At 43.4% G+C, this 20,777-nt stretch carries 20 protein-coding genes; all 20 read right to left on the reverse strand.

Features of this window, described 5'->3' with window-relative positions; translation table 11 throughout:
* Positions 1-2: 2 nt before the first annotated feature.
* The 20 genes from trmD to BMZ95_RS01815 all read right to left on the reverse strand — a co-directional run bounded on the left by trmD (position 3) and on the right by BMZ95_RS01815 (position 20,768).
* Complete coding sequence (gene trmD, locus BMZ95_RS01720; protein ID WP_039120824.1) at positions 3-749, reverse strand: tRNA (guanosine(37)-N1)-methyltransferase TrmD; 747 nt, start codon at positions 747-749, stop codon at positions 3-5.
* Positions 749-1,261, reverse strand: a complete 513-nt coding sequence (rimM, locus tag BMZ95_RS01725; RefSeq protein WP_046922541.1) for a ribosome maturation factor RimM — start codon at positions 1,259-1,261, stop codon at positions 749-751. The genes trmD and rimM overlap by 1 nt, the downstream gene beginning before the upstream one ends.
* A 75-nt stretch (positions 1,262-1,336) precedes the next feature.
* Positions 1,337-1,585, reverse strand: coding sequence for a KH domain-containing protein (locus BMZ95_RS01730; protein ID WP_014073644.1), 249 nt, complete (start codon positions 1,583-1,585; stop codon positions 1,337-1,339).
* Between the two features lie 11 nt (positions 1,586-1,596).
* Positions 1,597-1,872, reverse strand: a complete 276-nt coding sequence (rpsP, locus tag BMZ95_RS01735) for a 30S ribosomal protein S16 (protein ID WP_003698600.1) — start codon at positions 1,870-1,872, stop codon at positions 1,597-1,599.
* A gap of 140 nt (positions 1,873-2,012) precedes the next feature.
* A complete protein-coding gene (gene ffh / locus BMZ95_RS01740; protein WP_046922540.1) occupies positions 2,013-3,458 on the reverse strand; it encodes a signal recognition particle protein in 1,446 nt (481 codons plus the stop codon).
* 16 nt (positions 3,459-3,474) lie between these two features.
* The gene (locus tag BMZ95_RS01745; protein WP_014073646.1) at positions 3,475-3,813 is read right to left on the reverse strand and encodes a putative DNA-binding protein; all 339 of its coding nucleotides are present in this window, start codon (positions 3,811-3,813) and stop codon (positions 3,475-3,477) included.
* Positions 3,814-3,819: 6 nt separating this feature from the next.
* Positions 3,820-5,022: a signal recognition particle-docking protein FtsY gene (gene ftsY / locus BMZ95_RS01750; protein ID WP_074786371.1), complete on the reverse strand. Its 1,203-nt coding sequence runs from the start codon at positions 5,020-5,022 to the stop codon at positions 3,820-3,822.
* Between the two features lie 20 nt (positions 5,023-5,042).
* A complete protein-coding gene (gene smc, locus BMZ95_RS01755) occupies positions 5,043-8,585 on the reverse strand; it encodes a chromosome segregation protein SMC (RefSeq protein ID WP_046922539.1) in 3,543 nt (1,180 codons plus the stop codon).
* A 16-nt stretch (positions 8,586-8,601) separates the two neighbouring features.
* On the reverse strand, positions 8,602-9,294 hold the full coding sequence (gene rnc / locus BMZ95_RS01760) for a ribonuclease III (protein ID WP_014073649.1): 693 nt from the start codon (positions 9,292-9,294) through the stop codon (positions 8,602-8,604).
* A 91-nt stretch (positions 9,295-9,385) separates the two neighbouring features.
* Positions 9,386-9,631, reverse strand: coding sequence for an acyl carrier protein (gene acpP / locus BMZ95_RS01765; protein ID WP_003698607.1), 246 nt, complete (start codon positions 9,629-9,631; stop codon positions 9,386-9,388).
* Between the two features lie 80 nt (positions 9,632-9,711).
* Positions 9,712-10,752 (reverse strand): phosphate acyltransferase PlsX, encoded by a 1,041-nt coding sequence (gene plsX / locus BMZ95_RS01770; protein ID WP_041820009.1) that lies wholly within the window; start codon positions 10,750-10,752, stop codon positions 9,712-9,714.
* Between the two features lie 19 nt (positions 10,753-10,771).
* Positions 10,772-12,814: an ATP-dependent DNA helicase RecG gene (recG, locus tag BMZ95_RS01775; protein ID WP_046922538.1), complete on the reverse strand. Its 2,043-nt coding sequence runs from the start codon at positions 12,812-12,814 to the stop codon at positions 10,772-10,774.
* Positions 12,815-12,908: 94 nt separating this feature from the next.
* A complete protein-coding gene (locus BMZ95_RS01780) occupies positions 12,909-14,597 on the reverse strand; it encodes a DAK2 domain-containing protein (protein ID WP_046922537.1) in 1,689 nt (562 codons plus the stop codon).
* Between the two features lie 28 nt (positions 14,598-14,625).
* Positions 14,626-14,988, reverse strand: a complete 363-nt coding sequence (locus BMZ95_RS01785; RefSeq protein ID WP_003694220.1) for an Asp23/Gls24 family envelope stress response protein — start codon at positions 14,986-14,988, stop codon at positions 14,626-14,628.
* Positions 14,989-15,182: 194 nt separating this feature from the next.
* Positions 15,183-15,368: a 50S ribosomal protein L28 gene (gene rpmB, locus BMZ95_RS01790; RefSeq protein ID WP_014073653.1), complete on the reverse strand. Its 186-nt coding sequence runs from the start codon at positions 15,366-15,368 to the stop codon at positions 15,183-15,185.
* A 169-nt stretch (positions 15,369-15,537) separates the two neighbouring features.
* Positions 15,538-16,185, reverse strand: coding sequence for a thiamine diphosphokinase (locus tag BMZ95_RS01795; RefSeq protein WP_014073654.1), 648 nt, complete (start codon positions 16,183-16,185; stop codon positions 15,538-15,540).
* Positions 16,182-16,844 (reverse strand): ribulose-phosphate 3-epimerase, encoded by a 663-nt coding sequence (rpe, locus tag BMZ95_RS01800; protein ID WP_046922536.1) that lies wholly within the window; start codon positions 16,842-16,844, stop codon positions 16,182-16,184. The genes BMZ95_RS01795 and rpe overlap by 4 nt, the downstream gene beginning before the upstream one ends.
* 15 nt (positions 16,845-16,859) lie before the next feature.
* A complete protein-coding gene (gene rsgA / locus BMZ95_RS01805) occupies positions 16,860-17,747 on the reverse strand; it encodes a ribosome small subunit-dependent GTPase A (protein ID WP_014073656.1) in 888 nt (295 codons plus the stop codon).
* A gap of 265 nt (positions 17,748-18,012) precedes the next feature.
* Positions 18,013-20,022: a Stk1 family PASTA domain-containing Ser/Thr kinase gene (pknB, locus tag BMZ95_RS01810; protein ID WP_046922535.1), complete on the reverse strand. Its 2,010-nt coding sequence runs from the start codon at positions 20,020-20,022 to the stop codon at positions 18,013-18,015.
* A complete protein-coding gene (locus BMZ95_RS01815) occupies positions 20,019-20,768 on the reverse strand; it encodes a Stp1/IreP family PP2C-type Ser/Thr phosphatase (protein WP_014073659.1) in 750 nt (249 codons plus the stop codon). The genes pknB and BMZ95_RS01815 overlap by 4 nt, the downstream gene beginning before the upstream one ends.
* Between the last annotated feature and the right edge of the window lie 9 nt (positions 20,769-20,777).

Below are 20,777 nucleotides of genomic sequence, written 5' to 3' on the forward strand. Positions count from 1 at the left end.
AATCAGATTTGATCATCCTGATACTTTGTTTTAAATTCACGAAGCCATTTTTCTTCCTGTCTGGATAATTCGTACCCCTCAAGCAGATCGGGTCTCCTCAAAAACGTTCGTCGCAAAGATTCTTTGTTGCGCCATTCCGCAATTTTTTGATGATTGCCGCTGGTCAGGACCTCTGGCACTTTCATTCCTCTAAAATCTGCTGGACGCGTATATTGAGGATACTCAAGCAATCCCGTTGAAAACGAATCACCCGGTGCCGACTCTGAATTTCCCAAAACGTCAGGAAGCAATCTGACGGTTGCGTCAATCACGACCATCGCACCGAGCTCACCGCCCGTCAAAACGAAATCTCCAAGTGAAATTTCATCCGTCACGCGCGTTCTGATTCGCTCATCATAACCTTCATAATGTCCGCAGATAAACGTCAGATGCTGTTCTTTGGACAATTCTTCTGCCATCTTTTGGTTAAATTTTTTTCCGGCAGGATCAAGCAAAATAACCCTTCCGAGCCCGTTTTCACGTTCCGAAACCGCATCTAGCGCGTCAAAAATCGGCTGTGCCTGAAGCAGCATTCCTGCTCCGCCGCCATAGGGCGTATCATCGACATGATGCTGCTTGTTTGTCGTGTAATCTCTGAAATCTGTTACGCTGATGTTCAGAAGACCTTTTTCTACGGCTTTGCCTACGATTGATTCGTTTAAAGGCCCCGTGAACATTTCAGGAAACAGACTTAAAATATCAATCTTCACTAATCGTCCAACCCTTCCAACAAATCAACCACGACCAATCCTTGCTCGAGATCGACTTTTTTGATTACGTCATCAATCACAGGCAACAGCAATTCCTTTTTGCCTTTTCGATTAACGACCCACACGTCATTTGCACCAGGGGCAAGGATTTCGCTGATTTTGCCAATTTTTTCGCCGTCCAAAGTGACCGCATCAAGGCCGATGATCTGATGATAGTAATAAGATCCATCTTCTAAGTCTTGTTGCTGATCTTCAGAAATTTTGATGTCGAATCCTTTAAAACCTTCAATAAGATTGATATCTTCCAATTTTTCAAACGACAACAGATCAAATTGCTTATGCTTTCTGTGAGTTTTAACGACCACTTCTTTTACAAGCGACCCTTTATCGAATAAATACAGAGAATTGCCAGGCATAAAACGTTCATCAGTGAAATCGCTCGTCGACAACACGCGAACTTCGCCTCTGATGCCGTGCGTATTGATAATTTTGCCTACTTGATAGTAATTCATTGGTAAATTCCTTTCAAAAATATCTTAACAAAAAAACCTCTGATGAAATCATCACTGTTTCACCAAAGGTCCAGATTAATCGTCTACGATATTTAAACGAACTCTTAAAGAGTCGCCAACACGAACGCTATAAACGATGGTTCGAATTGCCTGAGCAACCCGCCCGTGTTTTCCAATTACGCGCCCAACGTCATCAGGCGCAACGGATAGATTAAAATTAAGGAAATGTGCATCCCGATCGGTCTCAATCTTAATCGCATCAGGATCAGCAACTAGTGGCTTGACAATAGTGACAATTAATTGCTTCACATCTGCTTCTGTCATAATAATCTACCTTACTTCTTTGAAAACTTAGCTTCGTGGAACTTCTTCATAACACCTTGCTTCGAAAGAATGTTACGAACAGTATCTGAAGGTTGAGCGCCGTTGCTCAACCAATTCATGATTGCTTCTTCTTTAAGCGTTACTTGTTCTGGTTCTGTCAATGGGTTGTACGTACCAACCGTTTCGATGAAACGGCCATCACGCGGTGAACGTGAATCAGCCACAACGATGCGGTAGAATGGACGCTTCTTAGAACCCATACGCTTTAAACGAATTTTAACTGACATGCATTTACACCTCCTAGTTATCTTCTCAACGATTACTAATATACCAGTATTTTTGCTCCGTGTAAAGTAAAATTTCTTGACAGTCTGCTTTTTTTTGCGATTTATGATAAAAACACCGTCATATCAACAATTTTGCCGAATTATTTTTTGCGTCTCTTTTGTTGTTTTTGCTTTTTAATCTTGGCGCGCTTCTTCTTTTTGTTCTTTTTAATCATGCGATTGACTGACATTTTCGCAAGCTTTCCTGAAACGCCGCCGCCAAACATGTTTTCCATGCCGCCAAAATTTCCGTTCGTCATCTTTTGCATCATATCGCGCATTTGCTTGAACTGTTTGATCATGCGATTTACTTCCTGAATCGGTCGTCCCGACCCTGCAGCAATTCTTCTTCTGCGACTTGGATTGAGCATATCGGGATCTTCACGTTCATCAGGCGTCATCGAATAGACGATGGCTTTCGTATGCTCAATATCTTTTGGATCAACCTTAACGTTCTTCAAAGCAGGATTATTGGTCATTCCAGGAATCATCTTCATGATATCTTCAATCGGCCCCATGTTCTGCACCTGCTCCATCTGTTCAATAAAATCATTGAAATCAAATGTGTTTTCACGCATCTTATCGGCAAGCTCTTCTGCTTTCTTTTGATCAAAATCCTGTTGAGCCTTTTCGATCAAAGTCAGCATATCGCCCATGCCAAGGATTCTTGAAGCCATTCGATCAGGGTAAAAAACGTCAAGTGCCGTCATTTTTTCGCCTTGACCGATAAATTTAATCGGCTTGCCGGTAACCGCTCTGATGGAAAGTGCGGCACCGCCGCGCGTATCACCGTCAAGTTTGGTCAAAACAACGCCTGTCACGTCCAAAGTATCGTTGAACCCTTGTGCAACTTCCACTGCATTTTGACCCGTCATCGAATCGACGGTCAGCAAAATTTCATCAGGATGCGTCAGCTCTTTGATTCTTGCAAGTTCGTTCATCAGCTTTTCATCGATCTGCAAACGACCTGCCGTATCAATAATCACATAGTCATTTTTTTGTTCTTCAGCCAGTTTCATCCCTTGACGAACGATTTCAACCGGATCAACGTCCGTGCCGAGTTCAAACACGGGAACATCGATGCTTTTTCCGACCGTTTTCAACTGATCGACGGCAGCAGGACGATAGACGTCGGCTGCAATCATCAAAGGACGCGCATTTTCTTCTTTTTTAAGTTTGTATGCAAGTTTTCCTGCCGTAGTCGTTTTGCCGGCACCTTGAAGTCCGACCATCATGATGACTGTCGGAATCTTTTTGGATTTGTTCAAGGAAACGGCACTTTCACCCATAACCTTGATCAGTTCTTCATTGACGATTTTTACTATTTGCTGTGCCGGCGTCAGACTTTCGAGAACTTCTGCACCGACCGCCCTGTTTTTGACTTCCTTAACAAAATCTTTGACGACTTTAAAATTAACATCGGCTTCCAACAGTGCGAGCCTGATTTCGCGCATGACTTCCTTAACGTCTGATTCGCTAATTTTTCCTTTTCGTTTCAGTTTGCTGATTGCATTTTGCAAACGTTCGGTTAAACCTTCAAATGCCATAAGGGCCTCCTGATTTTTATTCTTCCATTTTTTCAAGATTTTCGACCAGCTCGATCAGTTTCCTGTCATCCGGATATTTATTTTTGACATAATCCAAAACCTCATCCGTTTTTTGACTTTGCTGTTCAAATTGGCGATACAATCCCAATTTTTCCTCATATTCTTCAAGAATTTTTTCTGTTCGCTTGATATTATCATATACCGCTTGCCTTGAAACTTCAAAATTTTCTGCAATTTCTCCCAAAGAATAATCATCTCTGTAGTAAAGCGCGATATAAGTCATCTGCTTTTCGGTCAGCAAAGGTTCGTAAAAATCAAACAAAGCATTGATTCGGTTGGTTTTTTCGATTGCCACCAAAAATCACCTGTCCTTTGCAACAAGTCCCTTGAACAATCCAATGACAAATTCTTGCGGATCAAAGTCGCGCAAATCATCCATTTGCTCGCCAAGGCCGACAAGTTTGACCGGAAGCTTCAATTCGTTTCTGATTGCAAGCACGATGCCGCCGCGAGCCGTTCCGTCAAGCTTTGTCAAAACAATGCCCGTAACGTCCGTTACCTCTTTGAACTGTTTGGCCTGCGTCAGCGCATTCTGTCCTGTCGTTGCATCAAGCGCAAGCAGGACTTCGTGCGGAGCATCGGGAATTTCACGCGTAATGACACGTTTGATCTTGTCAAGCTCCTTCATCAGATTGACTTTGTTTTGCAGACGCCCTGCCGTGTCAACCAGCAAAATATCGTAGTTTTCTTGTTTGGCTTTGACGACCGCATCATAAACCACGGCTGCCGGATCGCTTTGTTCAGGTTTTTTGACAACGTCGACCCCGACTCTTCTGCCCCATTCTGCCAATTGCTCAATTGCTCCCGCTCTAAACGTATCGCCAGCAGCCAAAAGAACCTTTTTGCCTTCTTCTTTATAGCGATGAGCCAATTTCCCGATCGTCGTTGTCTTGCCGACGCCGTTGACACCGACGAACAAGAAGACCGTTGGACCTTGTTTGGCAAAATGCAGGGCGTTGTCCTCACCTTTGCCGCTTTCTTCATACAAGTTCACCAATCGTTCAATGATTGCATCCGAAACGTCCGACTTCTTTTTTGCATTTCTGAGTTTGACCTCATCTCTTAACTCATCACTGATATTCATAGCGGTTTCATAACCAACGTCTGCTTCAATCAGCGTTTCTTCCAAATCATCAAAGAAATCTTCATCAACGTGTCTGAAATTTGCAAGAAGCGCATTGATTTTTGCGCCAAAGCCCTTGCGAGATTTGGCAAGTCCCTTGTCATAGCGCTCTTCTTCAGTTTTTTCTTCCAAAACATCTTTTGAAGCTGACTGTTCCGAATCATTTTCGCCATCTGTTTCATGAGTTTCTTCACCTGCTTGATCAGGCTCTGGTTGAGCTTTTTTTTCAATGAGCTCAGATTTTGAAGTTTCTTCAGCAGAATCTGCGACATTGGCACCTGACGTCTCCGTTTCCGCTTTGTCTGCAACTTTTTCAGCTTCGTTTTCTTCCTTTTCCGGTTCAAAAGAAAAAGCTTTTTTCAGCTTATCAAAAAATCCCATTTCAATCATTCCTTCCATAATCAATCATAATCATCAAGCGATACGGAAACCATCTTTGAAACGCCCGACTCTTGCATCGTAACGCCATATAAAACATCCGCCTGCATCATCGTTCCTTTGCGGTGCGTAATCACGATGAATTGCGTTTGCCCGTCAAATTTACGCAGATACTGCGAATAACGCGCGACGTTTGCATCATCCAATGCCGCTTCCGCTTCATCAAGAATCGCAAACGGAACAGGCTTGACCTTTAAAATTGCAAACAAAAGCACGATTGCCGTCAAAGAACGCTCACCGCCCGAAAGAAGACTCAACTGTCTGTATTTCTTTCCCGGCGGTGCTGCCATGATTTCAATCCCGGTTTCCAGCAGATTTTGAGGATCGGTCAGGCTCAGTTCGGCGTGACCGCCGCCAAATACTTCTGGGAAAATTTCGGTAAATGCAGATGATACCTTGTTAAACGTGACTTTAAAACGCCTTTTAACTTCTTCATCCATTTCTTCCATACTGAGAAGCAGCTGCTCTTTTGCTTCCAGCAGATCGTCTTGTTGTTGTCGCAAAAATTCATAGCGTTCGTTAACTTCTTCAAATTGCGCAATTGCATTAACGTTGACGTCGCCCAATTCGTCAATTCCAAGTTTTAAGAGTTTGACCTTCTTCTTAACAAAATCAAGATCCTCTTCGGTGTTTTTTTGCTCGGCAGATTCATAAGTCATCGCATAATGTTCGGCCAATTCGTCAAGGTTTTGACGCAATGTTGCCTGCAAACTTCCGTCTTTTGCAGAAAGCGTGCTTCTTTCGTCCATTGCTGCCCGCAAAAGCTCATTTGCTCGCGTCAGCTCAGTTTCCGATTTCTTGACGTTTTCATGCAAAGCGGATCGCTCCTCTTGCATCCTTGAAACTTCTTTTTCCAATTTCAAGCAGCGTTCGTCTGCTTCCTTTTCCTTTTCAATGAGTTCATCTTTTGAAAGAAGCATACTCTTGCTTTCATTTTCAAGCTGTCTGATTCTTTCACCGTTTTTCTCAATCCGCTCGTCTGCTTGAGCAATCTGAAATTCGTTTTCTTTGACGCGAATCGAAAGAGACTGGATTCTTTCTGTCAAAACGGCAAGGCGACCGGCATCTTCAGCGATTTCCGCATCAAGTTTCGCCTGTTCAGATGCCTTGTTTTTTTGAAATGCGCTTTTTTCTTCAAGCAAATTTTGACTTGCCTTGATTTTTACCTCAAGTTCTTCAAGTTTTGCTTGAGCCGCTTTCTTTGCCTCCAAAAATCTTGTTTCATTGACGCGACTATTCTCTAAATCAGCATCATAGACGCTTTTTTCCTGTTCTTTTTTGGCATATTCCAATAAAATTTCATCCAAAAGAGTTTTGGCCTCAGACCGTTCTTTTTCAAGCCGCTCACGTTCTGTTTGCGATCGACCCAATTTCTCATTTATTTCTTCAAGCCTTTTGCGTAATTTTGCTCCGTCAATCTCCATTTCGGCAAGTTTTTGCGTCATCGTTTCAATGTCTGCTCCGAGCTTTTCCAAACTTTGCTTTTGCTCGATCAGCCCTTCGCCTTGATGTTTGTTTTCTCCCCCAGACATCGAACCACCGGCATTGACAACGTCGCCGGCAAGCGAGACGACTTTAACGGAATGATTCAAAATTTTGGCAATTTCTGTTGCGCTGTCAAGATTTTCAGCAAAAATAACCGCTCCAAGCAGGTGTCTTAAAACCGGCAGATCATCATCGTCGCAAGCAATCAGATCACACCCGACACCAATAAATCCTTCAACGTTTTGAACGAGGCGAACCTGATTTTCGCTTAGAAAACGTTGTTTGACAGTTGTTCGCGGCAAAAAAGTTGCACGCCCGAGCTTGTTTTGAGTGAGATACCTGATTGCAGCCTTGGCATCAGAAACATCACGAACGACGATATTTTGCAGGCTTGAACCCAAAGCCGTTTCAACGGCCTTCGCAAGCTTCTTCGGAACCTCGAAAACCTCAGCTACCGGACCAATGATTCCATTAAGATTTTTGGCGCGCATGACGCTTTTTACTCCTTGGTAGTACCCGGAATAATCGGCTTGAATCTGCTTTTTGCTGTCATAGCGGGCTTTTGCCTGCTGAAAAACCCCACTCGCTTCAAGCCATCGTCTCTGTGCATCTTCATGGCGTCTTGAAATCTTAAGCTGCAATTGCTGATCGTTTTGGTAATTTTCCGTAAAACTTTTCAGCTCCTCGTCTTTTAAATCAAATTTCTGCTGAAGACTCTCCTTTTTTTGCTCTAATTCCTTAAGATGCGTCGATAACTCGCCAGAACGCTTCTTTGCTGCTTCTTTCGTATCTGAAACCCGCAATTTTTCTTTTTCATTGTATTCAAGCTGATTTTCAAAAGTTGCTTTTGCTTGAAGCATGACCATAATTTTGTTACGAACGTCTTCAATTTGCGATTCCAGATCAGAATCGCTTGAATTCCTCGTTTCTCTCAACTTTTCGAGTTTTTCTTCAAGTTTGGCTTTTTCTTCAGATTCGGATTGGACGGTTCTTTTAAGTTTGACTAAAGAAGCGCTTGCCTCTTTTCGTGCGAATTGATCATTTTTTACGGCTTCTTTTTGTTCTGCAATCCTTTGTTCAAAAAATTCGCTGTCATGATCAGACAAATCTCGCTTGCTTGCGAGCTTTTCTTTTTGCCGCGTCAACTCAATAAGCTCCTTTTGGGCTTCGTCAAGCTTTTCTTCCAACGTTTGCTGTTTTTCATGCAAACGCCGATTCTTCTCTTCTGAAAGATTCGCATTTCGTTGATGTTTTTTAGCAATCGACCTAATTTCCTCAAGCTTGCCTTGAACCTCTTCTTTTAAAGCAGAGGTCTCTTTAATTTCCAGCACGAGCCTTGAAAGTTCATAATGCTCATACTGCTTCTTCTGCTCCAAATAATCATGGGCAATGCTTGCTTGCTCTTCCAAAGGATCTTTTTGCCGTTCAAGCTCCAACAATATGTCTGAAACCCGGTCGAGGTGATCCGTGGTTTCGCTGAGTTCCGTTTTCGCCTTGCTTTTTTCTTTTTTATACTTGACAATTCCGGCAGCCTCTTCAATCAACATTCGCCTGTCTTGAGGCTTGCTGTTAAAAATTTCCTCAACGCTTCCCTGTGAGATGATCGAAAAGCTTTCGCGTCCAACGCCAGTATCGGTAAAAAGATCAACAATATCCCTCAGCCTGGCCTGCTTTCCGTTGATTAAATACTCGCTGTCGCCGTTTCGATAAATCTTGCGGGTAATCGTAACATCGTCTTGCTGATTTTTCAAATAATGATCCGTATTGTCAAAAACGGCCTGAACCATGCAACGATTAAGCGGAGCCCGTGTCTGCGAACCTGCAAAAATCACGTCAGGCATCTTTCCGCCACGCAAATTTTTGGCAGACTGCTCGCCCAAAACCCAGCGCAAGCCTTCTATGATGTTGCTTTTTCCGCTTCCGTTGGGACCGACTACCCCAGTAAGTCCATCCTGAAATTCGATCGTCGTCTTATCGGCAAACGATTTAAAGCCGCTAAGAGTTAACGATTTGATCCTCATTAAATTTCCCCCTCAATTACTGCTTGGCAACTTTCAATGCTTGATATGCAGCTGCCTGTTCAGCATTTTTTTTCGAGGAACCGACACCCTCACCGATTTTTTTGCCGTCGGCGTAAACGGCCATAGTATATGTCTTATCGTTGTCCGGGCCTTTTTCATCCAACATCTTGTATTCGATTTTGCAATCACCGTTTTGTTGCAGATATTCTTGAAGTTCCGTCTTATGATCAAGAAGATGATCGAACCAGCCCATGTCAAGTTTCGGAAAAACAACGGCACTGATGAATTCAACGACCTTGTCTTTTCCTTGATCCAAATACAGAGCACCGATAAAAGATTCAAAAATATCGCATAAAAGCGATGGTCGATTCCTGGCGTTGGCTTTTTCTTCACCTTTGCCCAGGCGAATATATTCATCAAAATGACATTCTTTGGCGAATTTGCTGAAGCTGTCTTCACAAACCATTGCCGCGCGCAGTCTTGAAAGTTTTCCTTCCGGCAAAGAAGGGTAACGTTTGAACAAATACTCCGAAACGCAAAGCTGCATGACCGCATCTCCAAGAAATTCGATTCGTTCATAATATTTCAAATGTTCTTTAGGATGCTCGTTGACATATGATGCATGCGTGAATGCTTCATCAAACAGTTCCGCATTCTTGACGTTGATTCCGTAATCATCCTTTAATTTTTTTGTTAAACCGATTATCATATTAAACCATCCTCATTTAAAAATTGAGTCTCACTTGATTATATCAAAAAGAAGAGGCCTTGCCCAAACGCTCCACCTCTCCCGAATATTTCTAATTGTTTTGACGAGCCATAATATATGACACTGCATCGCCAACTGTCTTAAGCTTTTCAGCATCCTCATCAGGTATTTCCGAACCAAACTCGTCTTCAAGTTCCAAAACGAATTCGACCAAGTCAATCGAATCAGCATTGAGATCTTCCGTAAAGACAGTTTCTTTCGTGACTTTGTCAGCAGAAACGCTGAAATGTTCTTCAATCAGCTTTTGAATTTTTGCAAAAACTTCATTTTCAGTCATAACGTTTTCCCTCATTTTCAAATTATTAACAACAACACCAATTTTACCGATTTTTCGTTTGCTTGTAAAGGCGCCTGCAACTACTTCTGAGGTGTGTCTGAGTCGCTTTCAGCCGCTTTTTTAGCACTCAAATCTTCCCAATATTTCGTAAAGTCTTCAACCATGCGCCCATCAACCATTGTTCTGATCTGCTTCAACGTAAAGTAAACCGTCTTTGCATCGCTTGCCCCATGAGCCTTGACGACCGGTGATTTGGCTCCGAGCAAAACGGCTCCGCCATATTGCGATTGGTCCATGCGACCTTTAATATCTTTAAAAGTCGATTTGAGCATCAATGCACCAAGTTTCCCTGAGATTCCTGAATTCATGATTGAATCTTTCAAAAGGTGCATGACGGCTGAAGCAGTTCCCTCGATTGCCTTTAAAACAGCGTTACCGGTAAATCCGTCAGCCACGACCACGTCACAGACGTCGTTCATCAAATCGCGAGCTTCAACGTTTCCGACAAAATTCAGCGATTTGTCGGCTTCAATCAGATTATGCGCTTCAAGGGTAAGTTTGCTGCCTTTATGCGGTTCCGTTCCGTTATTCAGCAGACCGATACGCGGATTTTGGATGCCGCGAACGTTTTCAGCATAGTATTTTCCCAAAAGAGCATATTGATAAAGATGTTCTGGTTTGCTGTCGGCATTTGCACCTGAATCAAGCAGATTAAACGAACCAGACGTTCCTGAAACCATTGGAAGCGTCGAGAGCAGTCCCGGACGCGGAATCCCTTTGATGCGCCCGACAATCAGCAAGCCTGCCGCCAGCAGCGCCCCTGTATTTCCGCATGAAAACAATGCATCCGCCTCCCCGCTTTTTACTGCCTGGGCAGCCATCACGAGAGAGGAGTCCTTCTTTTTTCTGACGGCCTTGACAGGCTCGTCATTCATCCCGATTACTTCGCTTGAATGAACAACGGTAATCCTGTCCTTGTTTTTGAGTAATCCATTAATCTGCTTTTCGTCTCCGAAAAGCAGATATTCCGTATCAGAAAATTCGTCCCGTGCTCTTTCCACGCCTTCAACAACCGTTTTTGGCGCATAATCTCCGCCCATTGCGTCAACAGCAATCTTCATCAATAATTCCTCCGTTTTCTTAATCAAAGTTTGCGCCAGCCAATACAACAGCGCGCAAATACCGGATCAAACCGGCATTTTCTGCTCGATATTCAAAGTTTTCGTCTAAAATAATCGCACGCGCTTCTTCCATTGCAGCCTGCAGCGTATTGAAATTGGCAACCGGATCGCCAATTCTAAAATCGGGCAGTCCTGATTGCCTTGATCCAAGAACTTCACCTGGTCCTCGCAACTCAAGATCTTTTTGCGAAATGACAAAACCATCGGTCGTTTCAACCATTGTCTGCATTCTTTCTTTTCCGTAATCAGTCTTGGGATCTGCACAAAGAATGCAATATGAAGCCTTGCTTCCGCGCCCGACGCGTCCTCTGAGCTGATGGAGCTGTGCCAGGCCAAAACGATCGGCATCAAGAATCACCATGACGGTCGCATTCGGAACATCGACCCCGACTTCAACCACGGTCGTTGAAACTAAGATATCGTACTTGCCTTCTTTGAAATCTTTCATGATTTCATCTTTTTCGTCACTTTTCATTCTACCATGAAGCAAGCCGACTTTATAATATGGCGCATATCTTTTTTCAAGTTTTTCAAAAACTTCCTGAGCATTTTTCAAATCAACGGCTTCAGACTCCTCAATCAAAGGCGAAACGACATATGCCTGTGACCCGTCTTTTAGCTGTCTTTCTACAAAATCGAGGGTCGCATTCATTTGATTTTGCTTAACCCAGGAAGTCCTGATCGGCTTTCTTCCCTTCGGCAGCTCATTGATTACGGAAACGTCCATCTCTCCGTACGTCGTAATTGCAAGCGTCCTGGGTATCGGGGTGGCGGTCATTGCCAAAACGTCAGGATTTTCACCTTTTTCTCTCAATGCTTTTCTTTGATTAACGCCGAAACGGTGCTGTTCATCGGTAACGACAAGCCCCAGCTTTTTAAAAATGACCGGATCTTGAATCAAAGCATGAGTTCCGACCAAAATATCGATTTCTTTATTTGCAAGTCTTTCCAGGATATCATGCTTGACCTTTGTCTTGGAAGCTTCGGTTCCCGTCAAAAGACAAACGCTGACACCAAAATCTTGAAACAAATCACTGAGTTTTTTGGCATGCTGCTGAGCCAAAATTTCAGTCGGAGCCATCAAAGCAGCCTGAAATCCGGCAGTAACTGCAGCATACATCGCAATTGCCGCAATTACCGTTTTCCCGCTTCCGACGTCGCCTTGCAAGAGTCGATTCATATGAAGAGGACGATGCATGTCCCTGCAAATTTCGTTCACGACGCGTTTTTGTGCATTTGTCAATTCAAAGGGAAGCGCTGAAATAAAACGTTTGAGCATGGAATTATCGTACTTGATCAATAGACCGGCGTCATTTCGATCAAGTTTTTTAAGAAGCGCAAGCCTTGCCTCATACTTGAAAAACTCGTCAAAGATGGCAGATCGTCTGGCAATTTCAAACTCCTGAGTCGTCTTTGGAAAATGCATGTCATGAATCATTTTTTTCCGATTGAGCAATCGAAATTTGCGTCTCGTTGACTCGGGAACGATTTCTTCGACCACATCCTGATATTCTTCATATGCTTTTTTAACCAGCTGTTTGATCATTTGAGCTTTGATTTCTTTTGACGCACGGTAAACTCCTGCAATATCTTCTTGACTCCCTCCATTTGAAAAAAGTTTCATTCCAGTCATGCTCTGCCTTGCGGTATCGTATTTTCCGTAAACGGCTACGTCTGAGCCCGGCTGAACCCGGTCTTTTAAATAAGCCTGTCCAAAGAAGGTAATCTGAATGACGTCATGACCTGCCAACAGTTTGAAATTCAGACGATTTTTGACCCTGCCGAAACGAACGACGACCGGAGCGGTTGCAACAACACCTTGAATTACCGCCTTTTGCCCGTCAGCAAGTTCTGAAACTTCTTTTGTTGCCATATCCTCATATCTGAATGGGTAATAGCACAAAAGATCCTCAATCGTTTCAATTCCTAGTGCTTTCAGCGCCAATTCCTTTTTCGGACCGATTCCCGAAAGATTTGAAACTTTGTCTTGCAATGACCTCATCGACAAATTCACCTTCTTCTTTGATATTTAGCAAAAAAACAGGGTCACGGAAAAACGCGCGCGTTCCTCTGTGACCCTGGGTGCAGAACACGAACTATTCTACGGAAATCAAATATGGATAAACCGGCTGATTTCCTTCATGAATCTCAATTTCAAGATCTTCATCAAGCTCACTTACTGCTGTTTCAATTGCTTCTGCTTCTTCTTTATTTCCGTCTTCGCCATAAATGATGGTTACGACTTCGCTGTCTTCATCAAGCATGGCTTTCACCATTTCGATTGCGGCTTCCTTTCGATCCGGGTTTGTCACGACAATGTTTCCGTCAACGATTCCCATATAATCGTCTTTTTTGATCTCGCGCCCTTCAATCGTCGTATCGCGAACGGCAATCGTAACCTGACCCGAGATGACGGTATCAAGCTCATCCGTCATTGCCTCTTTGTTTTCTTCGAGATCTGCGTCTTTGCTGAACCCAAGCATTGCGACCATCCCTTGAGCAATCGTCTTGCTTGGCACGACGACCGCGTCAACGTCACATACTTCTGCAGCCTGATCTGCGGCAAGGAAGATGTTCTTATTGTTTGGCAAAATAATGACCTTGTCTTTTTTGGTTTTGGAGATTGCATCAACGATATCCTGCGTCGAAGGATTCATCGTTTGTCCGCCGCTCAAGACGTACGTTGCTCCAAGGTTCTTGAAAATTTCCGCAACCCCTTCTCCCGATGCGATTGCAATGATTCCGTAATCTCCGGAAATTTCATTTTTCGAGATTTCTTCCTCTCGTTCTTCCTCCTCATCCTTTTCAAGGATTGTTTCATGCTGAAGACGCATATTGTCAACCTTGACCTTGATCAACGAGCCAAACTTCTGACCGTATGATAAGACCATGCCCGGATGTTCGGTATGAACGTGGACCTTAACGACTTCGTCATCAGCGATAACAAGCAGCGAATCGCCGATTTCAGCCAAATAACCACGAAATTCATCATAATCGAACTTCTTTTCGACAAGTCGGCCTGCTCCCAGACGAACCATGATTTCCGTACAATAGCCGTATTTGATGTCTTCCGTATTGAGTTTGCCTTGGGCACTCTTGTGATGCTCAGCGTTGACCATCTCGTCCATTTCGACGGGAGACGGCTTATGAACTTCATCATCGCGAACGTTTCCTGACAACGCATCATAAAATCCCTGGTAGACAAACGTCAAACCTTGCCCACCGGAATCAACGACGCCGACTTCCTTTAAGACGGGCAACAAGTCAGGGGTTGTTTTTAAAGCAGCTTCTGCAGCTTCATAAGTGTCTTTCATGACGGCAACGATATCACCGCCGTCTTTGGCAACCTTCTTGGCAGCCTCTGCCGACTTCCTTGCAACCGTCAAAATCGTTCCTTCCTGAGGTTTCATTACGGCCTTATATGCCGTCTCGACACCGCCCTGAAGCGCCTGAGCCAAATCTTGCGGCGTCAATTCTTTTTTATTTGAAACGCTTTTAGCAAATCCTCTGAAAACCTGCGACAAGATAACGCCGGAATTTCCACGAGCGCCCATCAAAAGACCTTTGGCGAGTGCCTGAGCCAAATCACCAACACTTGCTGATGTTGACTCTGAAACGTATTTCGAACCGCTGGCAAATGACAGGCTCATGTTCGTGCCCGTATCACCATCCGGAACCGGAAATACGTTCAAAGAGTTAATGAATTCCGCATTCTTGTTCAACCTGTCAGAACTCGTCAAAATCATTTTTCTGAATTCCGTTTCAGTGATCTTTTCAACTTTCAACTTAAAAATCCTCCTTGGCTATCCAAGCTCAGTCTCCAATAACGCGCACGCCTTGAACGATGATGTTCACAGACTTGGCCGTTACTCCAAGCATGGTTTCCAGATTATACTTGACTTTGTCTTGAGCATTGCGGCACACTTCTGAAATCTTCGTGCCATAGCCTGCGATGATATAAACATCTACTGCAATGCCTTCATCTTCCTGACGAACAACGACGCCTTTTGCGTAATTATCACGCTTTAAGATTTCATTCAAATTATCACGAATCTGATTTTTGCTTGCCATTCCGACAATTCCAAAAATTTCGGTTGCGGCTCCGCCAACGACAGTGGCAATTACGTCATTTGAGATATCGATGTTCCCAAATTGGTTTTGAATTTTTACAGCCATTGAAAAACAGCCTCCTTAGATTAAACGTCAATTATCTTTAATTTTACCACAAACATCCACTCACCACTATACCCGAACACTCAACGTTTTGCAACTTTCGCAAAAAGCGAGGTCATCCCCTTAAAAAAGCACAAAAAAAGAACCCTGCATTTTACATGCGGGTCCTGCGTTGTCAAAGACAACATACGCCATAATTAAACGCGAGTAACTTTTCCGGATTTCAATGCACGCGTAGAAACCCAAACCTTCTTAGGCTTGCCGTCAACCAAAACGCGAACCTTTTGCAAATTCGGCTTCCAGCTGCGGTTTGTTTGGTTCAAAGCGTGTGAACGCTTTTTGCCGAAAGTTGTCTTACGGCCTGTTACAAAATCTTTTGCCATTTTTATTTCCTCCTTCGAATCATATTAGGAGCACTTTAATAAGCTCATTCACTAAATAAAATTATCATAGAAATTGCATGATTGCAAGAGTTTTCTGTCAAGGAAAATCACTTGATAGCTAGAAACGTTGTCATATCAACATTCTGTTCAATCAAAAAATAGCACTGCTTCAATCCTTGCTCCAAATAACACAAACGTTTCCGTTCTTGAAACTGAAATGGGCCGTTTCGGAAACAAATTCGTTGCTTGCAAGCGAAATAACGCGTGAAAGATTGGCATGACGAAGTCTGTATTTTTCATCATACAGATTCAAATCATCTACCGGCCCCATTGAAACGAATGCCAAGTAGCGCATGCCTTCAATCTGCTTTATTTCATGTTCTCCGGGATTATAGAAGCGAATGACGTTGTTTTTATCAATGAATTCAACCTTGGAAATCATATTCAAAAATTCAGGTCGAAGCAAGCAAAAAAGATTTGCCAACAGATGGTCGATTCTGCCGCCGGTAGCCCCGTAAATGCTGATCAGATCCGGATGAAAACGTTGTTCAATCAACCGAAGGCACAATTCGGTATCAGTATCGTCTTTTTCAGGAACCGAAGTCATCACTTCCTTGCTCATGACGTCTACCAAATATCGTTCGCGATTCGTTGATGAATCGAAGTCTCCGATTGAAAGAATCGGTTTGATTCCGGCCTCGCAAAGTCTGACCGCTCCCTTATCTGCTCCGACCCACAACTCGTCTTGACCACGCTTTTCAAGCAGTCTTTCGGGATAGTTTTCGATTGGACCGCCAACCAGAAGATTAATTTTCATTTTTCCACCTGTTTTGAAGCTTCAATCAGCTTTTTAATCTGTTCTTCAGGCGTATTTTGGGAAAAGACGTACGAACCGGCGACTGCGATCGTTGCACCGGCAGCCTTAGCCGTTTTAATCGTCTGATCGTTGATTCCGCCGTCCACTTCAATCTGATAATTCAAATTATGTTCTTTTCTGTATTTTTCAGCTTCAGCAATCTTAGAAACGGTCTCTTCCAAAAAAGCCTGTCCGCCAAACCCGGGATCAACTGTCATAATCAAAACCGAATCAACCAACGGCAGCACTTCTTTGGCAAATTCGAGCGAAGTTCCCGGATTAAGCACGATTTCAGCCTTCATTCCCAATTGATGAATCTTTGAAATGACGCGATGGGCATGCTTGGTTGCTTCAATGTGCACGCCGACCAAATCGGCTCCCGCAGCGGCAAAATCTTGAAGATATTTCTCCGGATTCTCAACCATCAGATGACAGTCAAAAAACAAATTGCTCAACGGTCTCAAAGCTTTGACGACGTTTGGTCCGAACGTAAGATTGTCAACGAAGTGTCCGTCCATAATATCAATGTGCAAATATTTTGCGCCGGCTTCTTCGACAGCCTTGACGTCGGCTGCCAAATTGGCAAAATCGGCACTTAAAATTGATGGTGCTATAATCACAAAAACCCCTCCAACCTAGCGTTTATACCTTGGCTTTTGTTCCTGAATCATTTTTTGGAACAATTTATAATTTTCATAACGACTTTCAAGAATTTTGCCTTCCAGAACGGCCGCTTTGACCGCACAATCAGGTTCATTGAGATGCAGACAGCCTCTGAAACGACACTGCGGTGAGTATTCATTGAAATCCTCAAACAGACTCGAAAGACGCTCTTTTTCGATTTCACGCAGTTCAAACGATGAAAAGCCGGGCGTATCAGCAATCAGATGACCCTTGACATCCATCAGAGAAACCTTCCTCGTAGTATGCCTGCCTCGACTCAAAGCCTTTGAAATCTCGCCTGTTTCAAGTTTTAGTTTCGGATCAAGTCTGTTCAGCAAGGTCGACTTCCCGGCACCGGTCTGACCCATGACGACCAAAACATTTCCTGCTTCTTCAAACAAGGCCGAGACCAGTTCTTCATCAGCCATGTTCTTTTCAGAAACTACCGTTCGATAATACTTTGAATAGTAGTCAAAAACAGGCAGCATGCGCTCTTTTGTCGTTTCATCCATCAGATCGGATTTAGAAAAATACAGTATCGGAACGATCTCGTTTTCGGACAGCATCACCAATTGACGATCAAGCAAATTGCTCGAAAAATCAGGCTCAATGCAAGCCGTAACAACGATCGCGCAATCAACGTTTGCCACAGGAGGGCGAACCAGCTGGTTTTTGCGTTCCAAGATTTTAAGCACGTACCCTTCATTTTCATTATCAGCTTTGAATTCGACGTAATCACCAACCAAAGGCGTCTGACCCTTTTTTCTGAAGTTTCCGCGAGCTCTGGTTCGATACGTTTTACCTTCTGAAAATATATCGTAGTATCCGCTTAATGATTGTCTGATCTGTCCTTTTGCCAAATTTTCAACCTGCCTTTCTTGTCAGACTTAATTTTACACCAAAGAAAGGGGTTAAAACAAGATTCATGTCCATGGCTTTTGTCGTTGCGTTTATGACTGATTGAGGAAAAGGCTGCTGTCTATTTGTCAAAAGGTTGATTTTTTGGAACGTTTCCATCATGGAAGGTGATTGTCATGCACATGAAAAAAGGATTAGATTTGCAATCAACTGCAAATCTAATCCGGATTTTTAATTGAGGCAGAGTTTTTTCCAAGCCTCCGTTTTTTATGGCGTAACGTTGTCGTCTTCGACAAGCACGGTTCCGTCAGACGCAACCACCTTGTACTTGCCGACCTGGCCTGAATCAACGCTAAAGTTTACTGTTTCACTGGCATCGGCACTGATCGGCATCGTTTTGTACACTTTATTGAAATTATGATTCTTATCGGAAACATAGATGCTGACCGTAACCGGATGACCGTCTTTTCCTTTGTAAGGAATCGAGATGCTCTTCGTGAAATTCAGCCCCCTGTCTTCTTGCTTATTTGAAGAACTTGAAGATGATGATGAAAAACTTGAAGATGATGATGAAGCCGAAAACTCCTCCTTTTTTCCGGTCGAAATCGACACGGTCAAGTTGCTTCCGCGACCAACATAGGTATTGGCGATAGGATACTGAGCAACGACGGCATTAACCGGTTCGTCAGAATCAATTCGCTTGATAATGAGATTCAGGCTGCTTTCTTCGGCATAGTCCTGAACTTCTTTAAGGGAGTACCCCCTAAGATCACGAACCATAATATTTTTGGCCCCAAGACTGACGGTAAAGGAAACCGTTGCTTGAGACAGTACGATTTTTTCTTTCGTCGGAATCGATTGATCAATAATCTCGCCTTTGGCATACTTATTTGAATACTTCGTTTCCTTGTAGACGGTCACGCCCCTTTTTTGCAAAAATTTCTTGACCGAATTATAGCTTCTGCCGCGATAGTTGCCAAATTTGACTTTTTCAAGGCCTTTAGAAACAACGACGTTGACGGCGGTATTTTCTTTAACCTTCGTTCCGTATTCCGGATTGCTCGTAATAATCTGATTATAGCTGAATTTTTCACTGTAGCGATAGGAAACCTTGCCTAAAGAAAGCTTCTCATCTTTCAGCATTCTGGAAGCTTCCGAGCGCGTCATTCCTCGCAAGTCAGGGACCGCAACGTCTTTTGGTCTAAGCGTCAAACAGAATACCAAAATGAACAAGATCAAGATTGCGCTGAATAAAAACCACTTGTGCTTGCCCTTCATCAAAAATGACCACCATTTGGACTTGACAGATGTACCTAAGACTTCTGACACTTCTGCTTCTAATTCTTTAACCTGATCCGATTCTTCTTGTTCCGTGACGGATTTGTCCAATGTCGGCAAAACTTTGGTTTCTCCGTCAACGACAGTGGCAGAATGCCACTTCGGTTCATTGATGCGATTTGAAGAAAGTGATGTTCTCAGATCCCTTTCCATTTCTGCAACGTTTTGATAGCGATCGTTCAAATTTTTGGCCGTTGCATGCAAAACAACGTTTTCCAAAGCTTGCGGTATCTTCTTGTCATATTTTCGAACCGACGGCATTTCGTTTTGATAATGCTTCAAAGCAATTGAAACGGCCGTTTCTCCCTCGTAAGGAACACGACCGGTCAACATCTCGAACAATACGATTCCCAACGAATAGATGTCAGATTGCTTGGTAATGATGCTTCCTCTCGCCTGCTCCGGAGAAATATAGTGAACGGACCCCATCAGCGTATTGGTACGCGTCATCGTTTCTTCAGCCGCAGCAACCGCAATTCCGAAATCCGTGACTTTAACATTGCCGTTCTTATCCATTAAAATATTTTGAGGTTTCAAATCGCGATGGATGATTCCATGGGCATGAGCTTCATCGACGGCGGACAAAATCTGCAAGAAAATTTCGATAATTCTTGCATATGGCATAGGGTGATTTCTGGCAATATATTCCTTGAGGTCCGTTCCGTCAACATATTCCATTACCAGGTACTGCATCCCGTTGTCTTCATCAACGTCATAGATATTGACAATGTAGGGATTTACGAGTTCGGTCAAAGAGTTGGCTTCACGTCTGAAACGCCTGATTGCCGCTTGATCGTCACGCAAATCCAGACGCAAAATCTTAACGGCAACATCACGATTCAAAATCAGGTCATGTGCCAGGTAAACGTTGGCCATGCCTCCTTCGCCAAGCAATCTGACGATTTTGTAGCGCCCGCTTAAAGCATATCCTTCTCTCATGGCATGTCACCGTCCTTTGAGGAAAAATCAGCTAGCAAAACAGTAATGTTGTCATTACCACCGTTTTCATTCGCCTTTGCGATCAGTTCTTGACACTGATCATCCAACGATTCATCTTTTTGAAGAACTTTTTCAATTGCGTCATCATCGACCATATTGGTCAGTCCGTCTGAACAAAGCATCACCTTGTCTCCCGAACCCAAGATCAGTTCATCAAAATCAAGCGAAACGTTCTCAGAAATTCCCAACGTCCTTGTCACAATATTTTTTTGCGGATGGTGTTTTGCTTCATCTGCACTGATTTCTCCTCGTTTGACCAGCTCGTTGACAAGAGAATGGTCTTCAGTAAGCTGTACAAGTTTTTGATCATGCAAAATATATGCGCGACTGTCGCCGAGATGGGCAATCAGGCACTTGTTCTCAAAAAACATGGCACAAACAACGGTCGTCCCCATTCCTTCGAGATCTTGATATTGTTTCGATCGCTCAATAATCATCTGATTTTCGCATGAAAGCTTTTCTTCCAACCAGACTTTGGCATCATTAGAATTATTGAGCTCAGTTTGTTCAAACAGATACCCAAGATGAGAAACAGCCATTTCAGAAGCAACTTCACCGCCTTGATAGCCCCCAAGTCCGTCAGCCAAAATTACAAAAACAACGTTGAATCTATTTTTGAAATTTCCAACGCTATCTTCATTTTTGGCACGTTTTCTGCCGACATCGCTGCCATATGCTATTCTCATCTAATCACC

Source organism: Ligilactobacillus ruminis DSM 20403 = NBRC 102161 (assembly GCF_900113455.1).
GTDB classification, from domain to species: Bacteria; Bacillota; Bacilli; order Lactobacillales; family Lactobacillaceae; genus Ligilactobacillus; species Ligilactobacillus ruminis.